This is a genomic window from Rothia endophytica, assembly GCF_928381505.1.
GTDB classification, from domain to species: domain Bacteria; phylum Actinomycetota; class Actinomycetes; order Actinomycetales; family Micrococcaceae; genus Rothia; species Rothia endophytica_A.
On sequence record NZ_CAKMSJ010000003.1, the window covers coordinates 94,493 to 110,908 of the forward strand.

Sequence of the window (16,416 nt, forward strand, 5' to 3'; positions counted from 1 at the left end):
CTCATGCAGGAGAGCTTTGGGCGGAGCAAGCTCACAGTTTGCCTGCTGGCTCGATGAAGCACACTTTTCCGAGCGCGCGAGGAATCAAAAAGCGTGCAGAATCAGCCGAGCCTGCAAGGCTGGGCGTGAATTGCCTTTGTGAGCTCGCGAACCGAGGCAAGAGGGTCAGTAGGCAAACTGTGAGCTTGCAAAGCCCTACAAAGCATCTTTGAAGAAGCCTTTACCTTGGGGAGATACCAGTGCGCAATAAGCGGGAGCCTAAGACTCTACCCACCGGCCAGAGTGTGCAGACGGTAACGGTGCTGATGGTGCTGCGTATCAGCCTGCACGTGATGTTTGCCTTCCTGGTTCTTTTTGGCACGGCAGCCGCCCTGCTATCTGAGGCTCCGGCGGCCAGGCACACAGCGGTAGCGGCGCTTTCCCTAGCTCTGGGCGGGGTCTACCTTTGGGGTACAGTCTTTGAGAATCGCCTGGGTCTGCCCTCAAATCTGCACCAGGTCTTTAGCCGTGCCGGGGCGTCCGCCCCCTACCGCCCTGAACAAACCGGCACACCTCTGCCGGTGGCTCTCTGGTTGAGCTGTATCACCCTGCTCTGGCTGGCATTAATGCTGCTGAGTAGCTCTTTCACCTGGGTCGTTTTCCCCATTATGTTTCTTTATCTGCACCTCTTGCGCCCGGTCAGGAGTGTATTGGCCACGCTTCTGCTCTGTTGCCTAGCGGTGGCTCTGCCTTTGGTGGGCCCTGCCGGTTTTGGGCTGAGCGCGGTGCTTCATGATGGTGTTGCCCCGGGCTACCTGATCGGTCCCACCTTGGGCGCTCTGCTTGCTATCGTCATTTCTTTTACCTACCGCGCTCTGCGGGAGGACGCCGCCCACCAGTACCGACTAGCAGAGCGGCTACGGGCGGTTCAGGCGCAGCTGGTGCAGCAACAGTACAGTGCTGGCAAGGTAGAAGAGCGTGAGCGTCTGGCACGAGAAATTCATGACACCCTAGCCCAGGGGCTGTCTTCCATCGTGCTGGTATCACGGGCGGCAGAGCGCTCCCTGCAGGAGGGAGACCGGGCGCGGGCGTCCGAGCAGCTGAGCATCATTAGCGCCAGCGCGTCAGAGAACCTAGCGGAGGCACGCCGTTTCATCAAAGATTTGTCCTCCCCCGCCCTGGACGATTCCCTCGTCTCTGCTCTGCAACGGCTAGCTACCACCACAGCCGAGTCCCGGCGAGCGCTGGGCAAGAGCCAGCCGGGCGCTGAGCACTTTGTCTGCACCTTCACCTTTGAGGGTAACGAGGACGCCGCCCGGCAGCTCCCTTCGCAGGTGGCGGCTGCGGTGATGCGGTGTGCTCAGGGTGCTTTGGCTAACGTGGTCGCGCATTCGCAGGCAACCCGAAGCGCGCTGACGCTGACGCTGTGGCCTGAGAAAGTTATTCTAGATGTACTGGATAATGGGCGGGGCTTTGACCCCGGAGCTGCTGAGAGCCGCACCCCATCAACAGAAGGCCATACCGGCTTCGGCTTAACCGCCATGCACAACCGGGTGCAGGCACTAGGTGGCTCCCTTGAACTCGAAAGCGGCACCGGAGGCACTGCCCTCACCGTCTCCTTTCCTTTATACCTTCAGGAGAAAGCATGACCATACGTGTTTTATTGGTTGATGACCATCCCGTAGTACGGGCTGGACTGCGAGCCATGTTTGAGGAATTTGAGAACATCACGGTGGTCGCTGAGGCAGCAGACGGCGGTGCGGCGCTAGCTGAAGTAGCCCGTTTTGCAGAGCAGGGGCACCCGTTGGATGCCGTAGTCATGGACCTACAGATGAAGCCGGTGGACGGTATCGTCGCTACCCGCTCTATCACCGAGCAGTTCCGCACCCCGGTGCTGGTTCTCACCACCTTTGATACCCAGAGCGATATTGTGGCGGCGGTTGAGGCGGGGGCGCTGGGCTACCTGCTGAAGGACGCCCCGCCCGAGCAAGTGCAGGCTGCAGTAGTGGCAACAGCAGAAGGCCGTCGCACCCTCTCCCCCGATATCGCAGCTACTCTCATGGACCGTATGCACCGGCCGGTCATTACCCTTTCCAAGAGGGAAACCGAGATTCTTGCCTTGCTGGCGACGGGGGCAACCAACCGTGAGATGGCGCAGCGGCTCTTTATTTCAGAATCAACGGTTAAAACCCACCTAGTGCACATTTACTCCAAGCTGGGCGTTGATAACCGCACGGCGGCTGTGGCAACCGCCCGCGCTGAGAACCTGCTCTAGCTCGGGCCGCCTTTCCCGAGGGTCAAGTAAAGAGGTTAGGCAGAGGCCAGCTCTGCCTTTTCTGCCAGAGCCCGGCCCAGGAGTTCTTCTGCGGCTTCGATATGCTGAACCACGGTCTGCACCCTGCGGGAGACCACGATTTCACGGTCACAGCTTTGCTCACAGGTGCCCGCGCACCGTGTCATGGCTAGAGCTTCAGCGCAGAGCGCCAGGGAGTTACCCGCCTTTGAAAGTGAGCGGTGCAGGTCTGAATAAACCCCGGTGGGGGACGCCGGCACGTCGGTACCGCTACTGGGTGCAATGCTCTGAGCTTGGGCCGCAACAGATCGAACCCTGGGCAATAGGTCTGCCAGGTCGTTGGCAACCGGGATGAGGTGTTCGAGGGTATCCGTAGCGGGCATACGCTCAAGGATTTGGTGAAAACGGTCTAGCCCGCGCACAAAGCGGTCATGGGCCCTGCGCCAGAGGCCGGTGCCGAGCTCGGCGTCATCGCGGCGTGACTGCAGAAAATCTTTGATACCCAAGGCGCAGCTCCTCTCGTCGTCCCTCAACAGGTGTCTTCTTAGGTTACCCTAAGAAAACTGCCGGAGCTGCCCTTTAGGCAACTCCGGCAGACTTCTTTGTGCACTCTAGCAGCAGCGGGTGCCCGGGTTCTTTTCCATGCGGTCGGTGTGATCACGCCAGAACTCGCGTTCGGTCATGGGCGGGTGTTCACAGCCGGTGGCACGGTGGTGGGCCAGGTACTTTTGGTACTTGTCAGCACCCAGCACACCGTTAGCCAGCCAGCGCGCTCGGGAGAAGAAATCACGCAGTGACATATTCACCTGCTTCGCTAGTGCTCACGGTGCCCGGCTGAGCCCGAGATTTGATCAGGGTACTTGGCGTAGAATCTCTTCCATTCCTGCTCAAGTTCCTTCTCGGGAGCCGTAGCCAGCATGCCGGCAGGGGCGTAAATCTTGGACTCAATGTAGGGGTTCTCGTTGGTTTGCTGAGCATGCCCATTCTTCGCCTTGAATACCTCAATGACAGCGGTAGTCACCACGATCAGGGTCAGCACGACGAAGAGGATAGAGAGGGAGCCCTGCACGAAGGTGTTGCGAACAACCGCGTCCATGGCTTCGGGGGTTGCGGCTGCGCCCAGGGAGGTCTCACCTGCAGCAATTGCATCCTTGTAGCGGAAGTGGTTAGCCCAGTAGCCCACGGCAGGGTTAGAGGAGAAGATCTTCTGGTAGGAGCCCACCACGGTAACGACCAGGTCAAAGACCAGCGGCACGGCGATAATCCAGAGGTACTTGAACTTACCCTTGTTAGCGGCGATAGCCAGGCAGACCGCCAGAGCGACCGCAGCCAGCAGCTGGTTAGCGATACCGAAGAGCGGGTAGAAGGTGTTGATACCACCCAGCGGGTCGGTCACACCAAGAATCAGGATGCTACCCCAACCAGCGACCATCACGGCGGTGGTAATCCAGGCACCGGTACGCCAGTTGTGATCCTTGAATTTAGGGAAGAAGTTGCCCAGGGTATCTGAGAGCATGAAGCGAGCCACGCGGGTACCGGCGTCCACAGCGGTCAGAATGAAGAGAGCCTCAAACATGATGGCGAAGTGGTACCAGAAGCTGGTGAGCTCAAACCAGGGAATCATCTTGTTCAGGATCAGCGCCATGCCAACCGCCAGGGTGGGGGCACCACCGGTACGGGAAACAATGGACTGCTCACCCACGGCGTCTGCAGTGGACTGAAGGATTTCGGGGGTGACGTTCACCCCGGTCAGGCCCAGGGAGTTGACGAAAAGCGCAGCCGATTCAACGGTGCCGCCGGTGACACCGGCTGCCGAGTTCATGGCGAAGTAGATACCGCGGTCGATGGTTACGGCTGCAACCAGCGCCATGATAGCCACGAAGGACTCCATGAGCATGCCACCGTAACCGATGAAACGGGTCTGACGTTCTTTTTCAACCATCTTGGGGGTGGTGCCCGATGCGATGAGAGCGTGGAAGCCTGACAGGGCGCCACAAGCGATGGTCACGAAGAGGAAGGGGAAGAGGGAGCCTGACCACACCGGGCCGTCCGCACGGGAGGCGAACTCGCTGACCGCGGGAACGGTGATTTCGGGGCGGACCACGATGATGCCGACTGCTAACAGGATGATGGTGCCCACCTTCATGAAGGTGGAGAGGTAGTCACGGGGTGCTAGCAGCAGCCAGACCGGCAGAACGGCGGCAATAAAGCCGTAGATGATGACAGCCCAGGCCAGGGTGACGCGGTCCAACGTAAGATACTGCACGCCCCATTCGGTGTTGCTAACCAGGCCACCACCGATGATGGCTGCCATGAGCAAAATGAAGCCAAGGATAGAGATTTCGCCGACTTTACCGGGGCGGATGTAGCGCAGGTAAACACCCATGAAGAGCGCGATGGGGATGGTCATACCCACGGAGAAAACACCCCAGGGCGATTCGCCCAGGGCGTTCACCACAACCAGGGCCAGGATGGCGGTAATGATGATCATGATGGCGAGGGTTGCCAGAATAGCGGCGTAACCACCAACGGTTCCTAGTTCTTCCTTAGCCATCTGGCCCAGGGAACGCCCACCGCGGCGCATGGAGAAGAAGAGAACCAGGTAGTCCTGAACAGCACCGGCGAAAATAACGCCCACAATGATCCAGATAGTGCCCGGCAAGAAGCCCATCTGCGCTGCCAGCACGGGGCCAACCAGAGGGCCAGCGCCCGCGATAGCTGCGAAGTGGTGGCCGTAGAGCACCCGGCGGTCAGTGGCCGCGTAGTCCTTACCGTCCGCGTCGTACTCCGCTGGGGTTGCGCGGCGGTCATCGGGCTGAGTCAGTTTGGCTTCAATGAAGCGGGCGTAAAAACGGTAACCTATCAGGTAGCTACAGACCGCTGCGAAAACAAACCAAATGGCGTTCACAGTTTCGCCGCGGAAGATAGCGATCATGGACCAGCTGACCGCACCAACAATAGCGATGGCAGCCCAGATAGCTATTTTCTTGGGCGTCCACGTGACATGATCTGTTTCTAGCTTGTCGGTGTCGACGTAAGCCGCCGGCCGCTCGTTATCAATAGTTGATGGGGAGTGAGCTTCCACAAGAATCTCCATACTGTGTGCCCGGTGTGTGACCGAGAATAATGTGCGTACTCACACATTAGACCTGTCTCACATTTTTCTCCATTTTTGAACCGTGTGTGACAAAGAGTTTCCTCGGCTCAGACCTTTAGGGCACCAGCAGGATTTTGCCGGCGTGCTCCCCGGAGTCAAAGTAGGTGTGAGCAGCCGCCGCGTCATCAAGGGGGAAGGTGCAGTCCAGGTGGGGTGAAATTACCCCACTTTCCAGCAGGGGCCAGGTGATACGTCCAACCCCAGCAACGATGGCGGCCTTATTCGCTGAGCTACGCGTGCGCAGGGAGGTGGCATGGACGCTGAGCCGCCGGGAAAGCATGTAGCCCAGATTAATATTCCCTTCATTCCCACCCTGCAGGCCAATAATCACCAGCGAACCGTCTACAGCCAGGGTCTTGAGATTATCGTCCAGGTAAGAGCCACCCACCACGTCCAAGATGACATCCGCTCCCCTACCCTCGGTTAGCTCTAGTGCCACCTCACGAAAATTTTGGGTGCGATAGTTGATGGGCTCAGCACCTAGCTGCTTGATGCGCTCGCACTTTTTGTCGCTGCCAGCAGTCGCTAGAACCCGCAACCCTAGAGCTTGCGCTAGTTGGATAGCGTGGGAGCCGATCCCCCCGGTCCCGCCGTGAATCAACAGGGTGCGCCCGGCGTTATCATCAGCGCTCTCGCTCACACCACAGGTCATCACTAAATTGGAGTAGACGGTAGCCGCAACCTCCGGCAAGCCAGCGGCTTCTACCAGGCTGACGCCCTTGGGTACCGGCAGGGTGTGGTCATAGTTCACGGCAACACATTCGGCATAGCCTCCGGAAGCCAGCAGTGCTACCCGCTCCTGGCCCAGCAGCTCTTCCGGAACCCCGTGGCCCACTTCAACCACGGTGCCTGACACCTCCAGTCCGTAGATATCACTTTCGCCCGGTGGGGGTGGATAAAACCCTCGGCGCTGCATCACGTCGGCCCGGTTAATGCCGCTAGCAGCAACCTTGAGTACCACTTGCCCCTGCTCAGCAGCGGGTTGGGGTGCGTCACTCACTACCAGAACCTCTGGCCCACCGTGATCTATTTCCCGTATTGCACGCATACTTGCTCCTTAGTTTTCTCTTACCCCACTCTAACGAGAGTGAGCACACACCGGTTATGTTTTGCAAAGTTATGCTGGGTGTGTAGTATTGTTTGAGTGCTCAGCACGCTGGATGGTTGTCCGAGCGGCCGAAGGAGCTGGTCTTGAAAACCAGTAGGCGGCAACCCCGTCTCGTGGGTTCAAATCCCACACCATCCGCAAGCTAAAGCCCCGCTTCGAAAGAAGCGGGGCTTTTTGTATGCCCTCTGGGCTCGCACAGGGCTGGCAGGCGGTGAAGTAATGTTCAGGAAAAATGTTCACGTTCTGCCCCGGTACTAGTCACCGGATAACTGCTGATTTCTGTGCAAACATACTCAGCCCCATAGCCGAGATGAAGACGCCAAATACCGCGCAGCGTTTTGACCCTTGCTCTTTTTGCGGCTAGTATTGGGGGAGCTGTGGTGCTGAAAGCAACGTTGACGAGCTGGATGCACAAGCTACATGGAGACGTGCCAGAGCGGCCGAATGGACTTCACTGCTAATGAAGGGTCGGGATTAAACTCGACCGGGGGTTCAAATCCCCCCGTCTCCGCCAATCAGGAAAAACCCTGTCTAACTTAGTGAAACCTAGGTTAGACAGGGTTTTTCTGTACCGGGGCAAGGTCTTTTCCCCTCGCGGTATTTAGTGGCGGTATTTAGTGAGAGACTGAGCAGCCGATTAGAAGGACTTAAAGGCTTTGAGGAAGGCGGAGCCGGTTGTGAGTTCGGACCAATCGTCAAAAACATCAAAAACAGCTACCGATGATGGAGAGAAGCCGTGCGAAGCGTCCATGAGAGCCTCATAGTCAGAATCGGGGCGCGCAAGTTCCAGGGCTGCGTCCTGCACACCGGGTAGGTGCGCTACCAGCATGAGTGCCTGCACCCCCTGAGGCGCTCGATTAACCGTTGAGACCAAAGCGGATGCCGGGGCGTTGTAGAGCCGCTCATCCAAGCTAGCGGTGGGGGCTTTCTCCCCCAACGCTTCAGAAACCCAGGTGGTGGTCTGCCGAGTGCGCAAAGCCGCTGAGCTCACCAGCATCTCGGCCACAAACCCCTGCTGCACCAGCCATTGCCCTGCTCTCGATGCCTGTTCATGCCCGCGGCGGGTCAGGGGGCGGTTAAAATCATCCAGCCCCCAGTCTGCCTCTGCGTGGCGCATAATAATCAGTGTTTTAGCGTCGTGACGCGGTAGAGAAAACTCGCTCATAACCCCCAGTGTAACGCGCCGCCGGGGCAGGCGGCGCGAGAGCACCTAGCTATTCTTGGGGCTTTTTGGGAGCTTCAACAATGGGGATTTCCCCGGTGTATTCGCCCGTCTTGTAGTCGTAATCCACCTCATTGCCTTCTTCATCGCGGCGTACATACCAGTCCGTCACTTCGCTAGCGGTTGAATCGAAATCGGCACCGGTGGCGTAGTCACTGGTGGGTTCAGTTTTCTCAACTTTGAGCGCGAAGTTGTCCCCGTGCTCGCTCACCCCCTGGTGCACTGCGTTCTCAACGGCGACTGCGGCGAACTTCTGGCGGATGGCTATGGGGTCGGTGCGTAGCTCCTTGAGGAAGGCGATGCAGATCAGGATAAGAACGATAGAGAAAGGTAGGGCCGTGACCGTGATCAGGTTCTGCAGGCCCTGCAGAGCATTTTCGCTGCCGGTCATCAGAATGACCACGGCGATACCCGCCATGCAGAGGGCCCAGAAGGTGGTGATACGGCGTTTCGGTGAGGGGTTGCCGCGCTGGGAGAGCTGAGAGTTCACGAGCGAAGCAGAGTCAGCGGTGGTGATGAAGAAGATTGCCAGCATCATAATAACCACTGGAGCAATGATGGACGCACCGGGTAATTGGTCGAGTACCACGAAGAAGATTTCTTGGGCCGGTGGGATAGTTGCCGCAGTGCCATCGGGGGCAATCGCGTTACTTTCCCGCTGCATCCAGATGGCGGTGCCGCCCATAATGGTGAAGGCAAGCACGATGATGGTGGAGGGGATGAAGAGCACGCCCAGAATGAACTGGCGGATGGTGCGTCCGCGTGAAATCTTGGCAACAAACACGCCGACGAAGGGTGCCCAGCTGACCCACCAAGCCCAGTAGAAGGTGGTCCAGGATGAGAGGAAGGCTTGCATTTCTTGGCTCTCTGCCATGTTGGCTGAAAGAGCGTCGGGCATGGTGCCCACGTATTCGATGATGGTGGCCGGGATGATGTTCATCAGGAAGGCGGTGGGGCCAGCGATGAACACGAAAACAGCGAGGAGCACAGCAAGGCCCATATTGATGTTGGAGAGCCAGCGGATGCCCTTGGAGACGCCGGATACCGCAGAAAGGATGGTACCCACGGTCAGCACCACGATAATGATCAGGGCAACGTTATTGGTGGTGGCGCTCCAGCCGGTGACCAGCTTGGTGCCGTGAGCGATCTGCAACGCACCGATGCCTAGGGAGGCGGCGGTGCCAAAGAGGGTGGCGATGATAGCCATACCGTCGATGAGTCGTGACCCAAAGGATCCGCTCTTATTACCGAACAGGGGTTCAAGGATGGCGCTCATGAGCGGCACACGCCCGCGGCGGTAGGAGGCATAGGCGACTGCTAGACCGACGATGGCGTAGATGGCCCATGCGTTAACACCCCAGTGCAGGGCAGCTTGGGCCATGGCGCCGGTAATAGCTTCAGCAGTAGCAGGATCATAGGCACCTGGACGCGGTGAAAGGTAATAGGTCAGGGGCTCATAGGGGCCGAAGAAAATAATGCCAATGCCGATACCGGCGCCGAAGAGCATAGAGGCCCAGGACGCTGTTGAGAACTCAGCTTTCTCACCGTCCACGCCTAGCGGTATTCTTCCGTAGCGAGAAAAAGCGATGAGAAGCAGCAGCACCATGAGACCGGCGGCCAGGGAGGTAAAAATCCAGCCCAGGTTACTCATAACCCAGTTCAGCGCGGCGGTTGAAGTTTCTAGCACCTGAGCAGGCGCCAGAACACCCCAAATAACGAACCCAATAATCAGGGCACCTACCGTTGCCAAAATGGGCTTATCAACCCCGTACTTGATTTTCTGCTCTTCAACAGAAATACCGGGTACCAGGGCGGGGTGGGTATCGTGCGGGTAAATAACGTCACGAATAATCTGCGGTGCGGTGCGCTTCCTTGCCGGCTTCTTCGCCTTCTGTGACCCTGCCGCGGGGGCAACCTGCCCTAGCTTTCCCGTGGCGGGATTGTTGTAAGAGAAGGTGGGCCTCTTATCTGAGGTAGGTGAGATGATGGGCTCTACCGTGAGATCTTTATGTTCGGGTTTAGGGTGCTGGCCATCCATGCACATACTCCGTTGATTATAAGTTTGCTGACTCATCGACTGTACTACTCTTTGGGCCAAGAATCGATAGGTGTAGGCGTAATGTGGCGGCTCGGTTGGCTCATTCACGGGCTAGTACATTCTGCGGGCAAGCGCAGTTAGCGGCACCTAGGCCGCCATGAATTGACGTAGAAAGTAAACCGTTTCTTCCGGTTTTTGAGCGTGCACCCAGTGACCGGCCCCCTTAATCGAAATTTTACGGACGCGGGGAAAGAGCGCACGCATAGGGGCAGTATCAGCGTCAGTGATGTAGGGCGAATCACCGCCCGCTATCCAGAGCACCGGCCCATCAAAGGTGCCCTCAGCACCCGGCCATCCCATAATGCTAGGCAGATTCTCACGTAGCATCGCCAGGTTGGGCTCCCAGCGGTTCCCCTCCTTGCCCATGATGAGATTTTGTAGCAGAAAAGCGCGCGTACTCTCAGAAGGTACGCTAGGTGCCAGGTCAGCTCCAGCTTGGGAGCGGGAGGTGTAGGTATCGATAGGAAGCGCCAACATACCGTCCATGAGCACCTCAAAGTTACCCTTTGACTCCCCTGGTGCGATGTCGATAACCACCAGTTTTTCCACCAAATGGGGGTGGCGCAGGGCAAGCAGCATAGCAATCTTGCCGCCCATGGAATGACCCATGAGCACTACTTTCTCACCGTCAGCAAACTCTTCCACCGTCACCGCGGCAGCATCGGCCATCTGCACGTAATCAAAGCCTTCAGTCCAGGGTGACGCGCCATGATTGGGGAGGTCAATGAGCAGGGTCTGAGCCTGCTCACCGAGATCTTTGGCAATGCGGGTGAAATTCTTGCCGCGGCCCAGTAAGCCGTGCAGAAACACTGCCTTGATGGGGCCAGAACCGACGAGTGAGGTAGAGAGAGCTGAAACAGTCATACCCCTTACTCTACCGGCAGGGTGTCAAGCATCGGTTAGCACCCAAAAACGCCCTGGGCGTGGGCAAGAAAAAGCCACCGCCGGGCATTTAGCCAGACGGTGGCGCATCGTCCGCGTCAGCGGGTTAGATGGAGTATTCAGGGGCTGCCCAGACAACAACCTCGGGGTGCTCATAGAAACGGTAGCCCTGACCGCGCACGGTGCGCACGGTGTTGGAAAGACGGCCCAGCTTAGAGCGCAAGCGGCGGATATGGACGTCGATGGTGCGTTCGTTAGGCACCTCTTCAGCGTCTCGCCACAGGCTCACCAGCAGCTCCTCACGAGCTACGGTCCGCACTGCGTTTTCTACCAGGTAGTTGAGTAGCTCAAATTCTTTGTAGGTCAGGTTCAGCATTTCGCCGTCCAGAAAGACCTCGCGGCGGGAAAGATCAATGAGCACACCGACTGAGTGGGTGGGCTTCGCATCCTCTGCCCCCTGATGGAGGGCGGTGGGCAGAGCCTCAGGCTGGTAGTGCACGGCGGTGGGGTCACCCAAGGCGTTACGCACTACCTCAAGATCGCTACCTTCTGCACCGGTAGGAGCCAGAGCAACGGCGGCGTAGGATTCAGCTTCGGGTGCCAGGTTATGGGCGTAAGCTCGTAGGTCCTGCACAATGCGCACCAGGGAGGTGCCGTTAGAAGCTGCAGCCTCTTCACTCAAACCTACGTAGACCACGAAACCGCGAGCTTCGTTTTCCTGCGCGACGGCGCGCTGGGGCTCGGGTTTGAAAGTCATGGGGCGCAGGTTAGTGGGCTGAGGCTTATTCTGACTACCGTTCTGCACACCAGCTGCATGAGGGCGCTGGGCGGTGGAGCGGCTTCGCTGTGATATGTGAACATATCCCGGTGCACCTGACATTTTTTCTCCCCTGTTCGATGGGCATCGAGTGTGTAACCTCTAGAGACGCACGAGTTCATGTGTGTGAAACGTGAGCTGCCCGTCTTTCCTTTAATCCTTGTCTGATATGGCGGATTAAGCAAGTAACATTTAAGACATCTATGCGGCTCTCCTTAGACTATAGCACCGGCAAGGAGAATGCATGATGCAAAAAATATCTGTGTTCTGAATATTTTTCCAATTAATACCTCGAGTATGAATAAGGAATTGGGAAAAATATGAATATTTTTACTACGGGTCAGAGTCAATTTGACTACAACAAGGCAACGCAAAAAGTCAATAATTCTTTTTTAGAGGATCGCGAAGCGAGATTACCTGGCATAAAAATGGGGTGCAGCTGCTCTCTCAGCAGCTACACCCCAGAAGGAGCCCATCATCAAGAACTAGTGAGCTACCCCGTAGAGGCGATCACCAGCGTCGCCCAGACCGGGCACAATGTATGACTTCTCGTTCAAGCGCTCATCCTGGGCAGCCAAGAAGAGATCAACGTTCTCAAGACCATCGATACCCTTTTCAAGGGCTTCAATTCCCTCGGGAGCACCCAGCACACAGACGCAAGTGATATGTTCGGCACCGCGAGCACGCAGGAACTTGATAGCTTCAATGAGGGTGCCACCGGTGGCAAGCATGGGGTCCAGCACGTAGACCTGACGCCCGGTGAGATCTTCTGGCAGACGCTCAGCGTAGGTAACGATATCCAGGGTTTCTTCATTGCGCGCCATGCCCAAGAAGCCCACTTCGGCGGTGGGAATCAAACGGGTCATACCTTCAAGCATGCCCAAGCCAGCACGCAGAATGGGAACAATCAGGGGGCGGGGGCTAGCGATGTGTGATCCTACAGTCTTAGCAACCGGAGTTTCGACATCTCGGGGTTCCACACGGATATCGCGGGTTGCCTCGTAGGCAAGTAGCGTAACTAGCTCATCCACTAGCTGACGGAAAATCGGTGAGGGGGTGTTCTTATCCCGCAGAACGGTGATCTTGTGGTCCACCAGGGGGTGGTTGAGAACTTTAATACGCATGGAGAAAGCGCCTTCCGTCGTCCTTGCGCCCCGCTGTAAGAGACGCATCTAAAAAGAAAACCCCGCTCACCCTAGATTCACTAGGACAAACAGGGTTTACTGGCGGTGACGGAGGGATTTGAACCCTCGGTACGGGGTTACCGTACACAACATTTCGAGTGTTGCACCTTCGGCCGCTCGGACACGTCACCATCTCACGAAATACTACCCTAGGGGGCGGTTCATCTCAACTTGAAAAACTAGAGGATATAGCCGTCAACCGCTAGCATGGCGGTGGCTGTGGCGACGCTGGCGGGGCGGCGAACACCGTGCCTGGTGTGGTCCATAGCCAGCATAAAGACGGCTCCAAAAATGACCAGGGCCAACCCTTCAATGGTTTGTTCTTTGCGCACATCGTAGCGGGTAGAAAGAGCTGAGACCTTAGAGCAGACAAACCGCATGATGTCCGAGCGGATTTCATCGGTGGTCTTTGACCAGTTCTCGTCACTACGCCACAGCTCAGAGACCCACAGCCGCGCAAAGCCGGGGTGCTCTTCAAGATAGAGCACCGCGGCGTGCAGAGAATTACTCAAAGCCTCCCTGGGGTCTTCGTGGTCGCCCGCTGCCGACATTTCGGCTAGAAGGAGCTTGGCTCCGTACTGAAGCAGCTGATCAATCATGGTCTTCTTCGACCCAAAATTGTAGTAGACCGTCCCTTTAGAAACCCCTGCCTTTTCAGCGATTTCCTCTACCGTGGTAGCGGTGAGGCCGCCCTTGCTCATGATTTCCATGGCAGCTTCAAACAGTTTGAGCTGGGTTTTATTGGTCCGGCCCGGGCGCCGGGTAGAAGCCTCAACCACCGGCACTTGGTGCGCATAAATCACCGAACTGTGCATTTCGCCGGACACACCCACTCCATTCTTATTTGAATAAAATTGTTTACTTTTTCAAAGATACAGCAAAAGTGGGCAAGTCTGTGCACCCTAATGGGACAAGGAAGAAATCTAATGTCACGGTCGGTGAGAGCGAAAGAAATCTTTGAGAAGACTCGCGCACTCCTCTGCTAAGACACCGGGATGCACTTCTACCCAGTGGTTGAGTTTGCGGTCGCGTAAAACATCATAGACACTCCCGGCAGCCCCCGTTTTCTCTTCCCAGGCACCCATCACTAGGTAGGGCAGGCGCGCTAGAAGCATGGCCCCGGCGCACATCAGACAGGGCTCAAGGGTGACCACCAGGGTGCAACCATCAAGGCGCCAACTGCCCAGGCGGGAAGCGGCCTCCCTCAGTGCCAGCACTTCGGCGTGGGCAGTGGGGTCATGGTCAGCCTCGCGCCTGTTGTAGCCTCGGCCAATCACCTGCCCCTGGGCGTCCACCACGATTGCACCGATGGGAACATCCCCCTCATTCAGGGCTAAACGTGCCTGGTCTAGTGCCAGGCGCATGAGTTCTTCATGGCACAGGTTGCGGGGCCGGTCAGAGAAAGGCTGGCGGCTTCTGAGCTCTGAGTAGGAGTTCTTCATACGAGCCTTTCTTCTAGTGGGTAGCTGCCAGGGCAAAGGGTAGGACGGCGGTGGCCCCGGCAGCGCGCAGGGTTCGGGCAGCGACCGCGAAAGACCAGCGCGAATCAACCCGGTCAGCGACCAGTAGAACCGGGCCGGGATGGGTAGCGAGGTAGTCAGCGGCAGTCTGAGGCAGGCGATAGGCACCCAGCACGCCTCCGCACCGGAAGACGCTGTTGCCGCTAAAATGTGCTGGCTCTTTTACCAGTTCAAAGGTCCCTAAATCGGCAAGTTTACCTGCCTGGGCGATGCCCCGCGCCAGCGAATCAGTCAATACAGGGTGTGCCGGTGAAGGCAACGCGATGAGCGCCACCGGCCGCTGCTCCCAGCCCCACTCAGCAAGAGTCTTGAGGCAGGCTCTCCCAAGATCGGCGGGCACCGGGCCATCCTGGGGCTGACCGTTAGCGTCCAGGGCAAAGATTTCACGCAGGCGGTTGCCCCAGCCTAAGTCAGTAAGGCGGGCCAGCGCCCTGCCGGTCTCAGCGCGCTCTGCCGGGGCGATTCGCCCGCGCAGGGGCTTACCTGTTACCTCGTGAACAGCACCGGGCGCAACCCGGTCAAGGCCGGTGGGCCACATCCCGCGCGGCTCAATGGGAACTCCTGTGCCGTTCAGCGCGCCGCGAGCGCCCTGCCCCAACTCGGGGTCTACGTCAGTTGAATACCAAGGCCCGGCGCAGACATCGCAGATACCGCAGGGTTCAGCGGTGCGGTCATCGAGCTCAAAGGCCAGAAACTGCATTCGGCATTGCTGGGTGCTCTGGTAGGCCAGCATGGCGTCCTGCTCACGAACCCTGGCTTGCTGTACACGCTGGTAGCGCGGGGCGTCATACTGCCAGGGGGCGCCGGTCGCCACCCAGCCCTTGCTGCGGCGCTCGGTAGCGCCTTCAACCGCTAGCACTTTAAGCAAGAGCTCCAGGCTAGAGCGCCGCACGTCCACCCGGGTTTCGAGAGCTGGCACCGATAGCTCCTGGCCGGCCGCTGTTGACTCAGCCAGGGCAGCAAGAACTGCTGAGGTGTTCTCTGGGGTGGGCATAGAGGCGGTGGCGAAATAGTGCCAGATTTCCCGGTCTTCAGCACCGGGTAGTAGGAGCACATCAGCCTTAATCGCGCCGCGACCGGCTCGGCCCACCTGCTGGTAGTAGGCAACAGCGCTGGAGGGGGCACCTAGGTGCACCACGAAACCTAAATCGGGTTTATCGAATCCCATGCCCAGGGCGCTGGTAGCCACCAGAGCTTTGACGCGGTTACCTTTCAATGCGGCCTCTGCCTCCTGGCGTTCGTCCGCATCGGTTTTGCCCGTGTAGGGCAGCACATCATACCCGGCAGAGCGCAGGGCAGCAGCGGTATCTTCAGCTGCGGAAACGGTGAGGGTATAAATAATTCCCGAACCCGGCAACTGCCCCAGATGGGTCAGCAACCAGGCCAGCCTGGCTTCTGAATTGTGTAATTTCAAAACTCCCAAGCGAAGGGATGCGCGAGAGAGCGGGCCGCGCAGAATGAAGACATCATCTAATGCAGCACTCTGGCTAGCGCTCTCTCCACCGGCAGAAACAGTACTGACGGTATCGTGTGCCTTCGCGCCCAGCTGCTCGGCGACGTCCTGCACGACCCGCTCATTAGCCGTTGCCGTAGTAGCAAGAACCGGCACACCGGCAGGTAGGTGGGCAATGAGGTCGCGGATACGGCGGTAATCAGGGCGGAAGTCGTGACCCCAGTCTGAAATACAGTGCGCCTCATCAATCACCAATAGACCGATGGTGTGCAAGAGCGTGGGTAGCCACTCCTCGCGGAAGGCAGGGTTGTTGAGGCGTTCTGGCCCTACCAGGAGAACATCAATCTCACCGGCGGCCAAGCGCTCGCGCACCTCGTCCCACTCGGTAACGTTGGAGGAGTTCACCATCGCCGCCCGCACACCTGCACGGGAGGCGGCTTCTACCTGATCCCGCATAAGAGCAAGCAGGGGCGAAACAATCAGCGCCGGGCCAGCCCCGCGCCGCCGCAGCAAAAGAGCAGAGAGAAAGTAAACAGCAGACTTGCCCCAGCCCGTGCGCTGAATAACGAGAGCGCGGCGGCGGTGCTCTACCAGCGCTTCGATAGATTCAAACTGACCGGGATGGAAGTGGGCCGCAGGGTTAGCGGTGAGCTTATGCAGAAGCTCCAGGGCTTCACGGTGCAGGGGTGAGGTCATGGTTCCA

14 protein-coding genes and 3 tRNA genes are annotated in these 16,416 nt (G+C 58.1%); 4 read left to right on the forward strand and 13 right to left on the reverse strand.

Annotated features, from left to right (window positions below; translation table 11 throughout):
- The first annotated feature begins 239 nt into the window (after positions 1–239).
- Together L6990_RS04330 and L6990_RS04335 are read left to right on the forward strand one after the other, a co-directional pair.
- On the forward strand, positions 240–1,628 hold the full coding sequence (locus L6990_RS04330; protein WP_237202850.1) for a sensor histidine kinase: 1,389 nt from the start codon (positions 240–242) through the stop codon (positions 1,626–1,628).
- On the forward strand, positions 1,625–2,254 hold the full coding sequence (locus L6990_RS04335; protein WP_237202851.1) for a response regulator: 630 nt from the start codon (positions 1,625–1,627) through the stop codon (positions 2,252–2,254). The genes L6990_RS04330 and L6990_RS04335 overlap by 4 nt, the downstream gene beginning before the upstream one ends.
- A gap of 35 nt (positions 2,255–2,289) precedes the next feature.
- Here L6990_RS04335 and L6990_RS04340 read toward each other — a convergent pair whose 3' ends face one another.
- The 4 genes from L6990_RS04340 to L6990_RS04355 form a co-directional block, all read right to left on the reverse strand.
- Positions 2,290–2,778, reverse strand: coding sequence for a dehydrogenase (locus L6990_RS04340; RefSeq protein ID WP_237202852.1), 489 nt, complete (start codon positions 2,776–2,778; stop codon positions 2,290–2,292).
- 105 nt (positions 2,779–2,883) lie between these two features.
- Complete coding sequence (locus L6990_RS04345; protein WP_237202853.1) at positions 2,884–3,072, reverse strand: YbdD/YjiX family protein; 189 nt, start codon at positions 3,070–3,072, stop codon at positions 2,884–2,886.
- Between the two features lie 14 nt (positions 3,073–3,086).
- The gene (locus L6990_RS04350; RefSeq protein WP_237203101.1) at positions 3,087–5,333 is read right to left on the reverse strand and encodes a carbon starvation CstA family protein; all 2,247 of its coding nucleotides are present in this window, start codon (positions 5,331–5,333) and stop codon (positions 3,087–3,089) included.
- Between the two features lie 151 nt (positions 5,334–5,484).
- Positions 5,485–6,477: an NAD(P)H-quinone oxidoreductase gene (locus L6990_RS04355; protein WP_237202854.1), complete on the reverse strand. Its 993-nt coding sequence runs from the start codon at positions 6,475–6,477 to the stop codon at positions 5,485–5,487.
- A 110-nt stretch (positions 6,478–6,587) separates the two neighbouring features.
- Here L6990_RS04355 and L6990_RS04360 point away from each other — a divergent pair.
- Both L6990_RS04360 and L6990_RS04365 read left to right on the forward strand, forming a co-directional pair.
- Positions 6,588–6,675: transfer RNA gene (locus tag L6990_RS04360), tRNA-Ser, on the forward strand.
- Positions 6,676–6,959: 284 nt separating this feature from the next.
- Positions 6,960–7,051: transfer RNA gene (locus L6990_RS04365), tRNA-Ser, on the forward strand.
- Between the two features lie 123 nt (positions 7,052–7,174).
- Here the strand turns inward: L6990_RS04365 and L6990_RS04370 are convergent.
- The 9 genes from L6990_RS04370 to L6990_RS04410 all read right to left on the reverse strand — a co-directional run bounded on the left by L6990_RS04370 (position 7,175) and on the right by L6990_RS04410 (position 16,409).
- Complete coding sequence (locus L6990_RS04370; protein ID WP_237202855.1) at positions 7,175–7,702, reverse strand: SixA phosphatase family protein; 528 nt, start codon at positions 7,700–7,702, stop codon at positions 7,175–7,177.
- 49 nt (positions 7,703–7,751) lie between these two features.
- Positions 7,752–9,797 (reverse strand): BCCT family transporter, encoded by a 2,046-nt coding sequence (locus L6990_RS04375; RefSeq protein ID WP_237202856.1) that lies wholly within the window; start codon positions 9,795–9,797, stop codon positions 7,752–7,754.
- A 147-nt stretch (positions 9,798–9,944) separates the two neighbouring features.
- Complete coding sequence (locus tag L6990_RS04380; protein ID WP_237202857.1) at positions 9,945–10,721, reverse strand: alpha/beta fold hydrolase; 777 nt, start codon at positions 10,719–10,721, stop codon at positions 9,945–9,947.
- A 124-nt stretch (positions 10,722–10,845) separates the two neighbouring features.
- Positions 10,846–11,619 (reverse strand): winged helix-turn-helix domain-containing protein, encoded by a 774-nt coding sequence (locus tag L6990_RS04385; protein WP_237202858.1) that lies wholly within the window; start codon positions 11,617–11,619, stop codon positions 10,846–10,848.
- Positions 11,620–12,041: 422 nt separating this feature from the next.
- A complete protein-coding gene (gene upp / locus L6990_RS04390; RefSeq protein WP_237202859.1) occupies positions 12,042–12,680 on the reverse strand; it encodes a uracil phosphoribosyltransferase in 639 nt (212 codons plus the stop codon).
- 100 nt (positions 12,681–12,780) lie between these two features.
- Positions 12,781–12,871 (reverse strand) — tRNA-Ser (locus L6990_RS04395).
- A 48-nt stretch (positions 12,872–12,919) separates the two neighbouring features.
- Complete coding sequence (locus L6990_RS04400; RefSeq protein WP_237202860.1) at positions 12,920–13,567, reverse strand: TetR/AcrR family transcriptional regulator; 648 nt, start codon at positions 13,565–13,567, stop codon at positions 12,920–12,922.
- 102 nt (positions 13,568–13,669) lie between these two features.
- Positions 13,670–14,182, reverse strand: a complete 513-nt coding sequence (gene tadA / locus L6990_RS04405; protein WP_272879263.1) for a tRNA adenosine(34) deaminase TadA — start codon at positions 14,180–14,182, stop codon at positions 13,670–13,672.
- A gap of 13 nt (positions 14,183–14,195) precedes the next feature.
- Positions 14,196–16,409 carry a RecQ family ATP-dependent DNA helicase gene (locus L6990_RS04410; protein WP_237202861.1) on the reverse strand — a complete coding sequence of 738 codons (2,214 nt, stop codon included), beginning with the start codon at positions 16,407–16,409 and terminating at the stop codon, positions 14,196–14,198.
- Positions 16,410–16,416 lie beyond the last annotated feature (7 nt).

Bases quoted from the DNA above. Each gene is read 5' to 3' on its own strand.
- L6990_RS04380 (WP_237202857.1), bottom strand. From the start codon at position 10,721: ATGACTGTTTCAGCTCTCTCTACCTCACTCGTCGGTTCTGGCCCCATC.
- L6990_RS04370 (WP_237202855.1), bottom strand. From the start codon at position 7,702: ATGAGCGAGTTTTCTCTACCGCGTCACGACGCTAAAACACTGATTATT.
- L6990_RS04335 (WP_237202851.1), top strand. From the start codon at position 1,625: ATGACCATACGTGTTTTATTGGTTGATGACCATCCCGTAGTACGGGCT.
- L6990_RS04345 (WP_237202853.1), bottom strand. From the start codon at position 3,072: ATGTCACTGCGTGATTTCTTCTCCCGAGCGCGCTGGCTGGCTAACGGT.
- L6990_RS04355 (WP_237202854.1), bottom strand. From the start codon at position 6,477: ATGCGTGCAATACGGGAAATAGATCACGGTGGGCCAGAGGTTCTGGTA.
- L6990_RS04410 (WP_237202861.1), bottom strand. From the start codon at position 16,409: ATGACCTCACCCCTGCACCGTGAAGCCCTGGAGCTTCTGCATAAGCTC.
- L6990_RS04385 (WP_237202858.1), bottom strand. From the start codon at position 11,619: ATGTCAGGTGCACCGGGATATGTTCACATATCACAGCGAAGCCGCTCC.
- L6990_RS04375 (WP_237202856.1), bottom strand. From the start codon at position 9,797: ATGGATGGCCAGCACCCTAAACCCGAACATAAAGATCTCACGGTAGAG.
- tadA (WP_272879263.1), bottom strand. From the start codon at position 14,182: ATGAAGAACTCCTACTCAGAGCTCAGAAGCCGCCAGCCTTTCTCTGAC.
- upp (WP_237202859.1), bottom strand. From the start codon at position 12,680: ATGCGTATTAAAGTTCTCAACCACCCCCTGGTGGACCACAAGATCACC.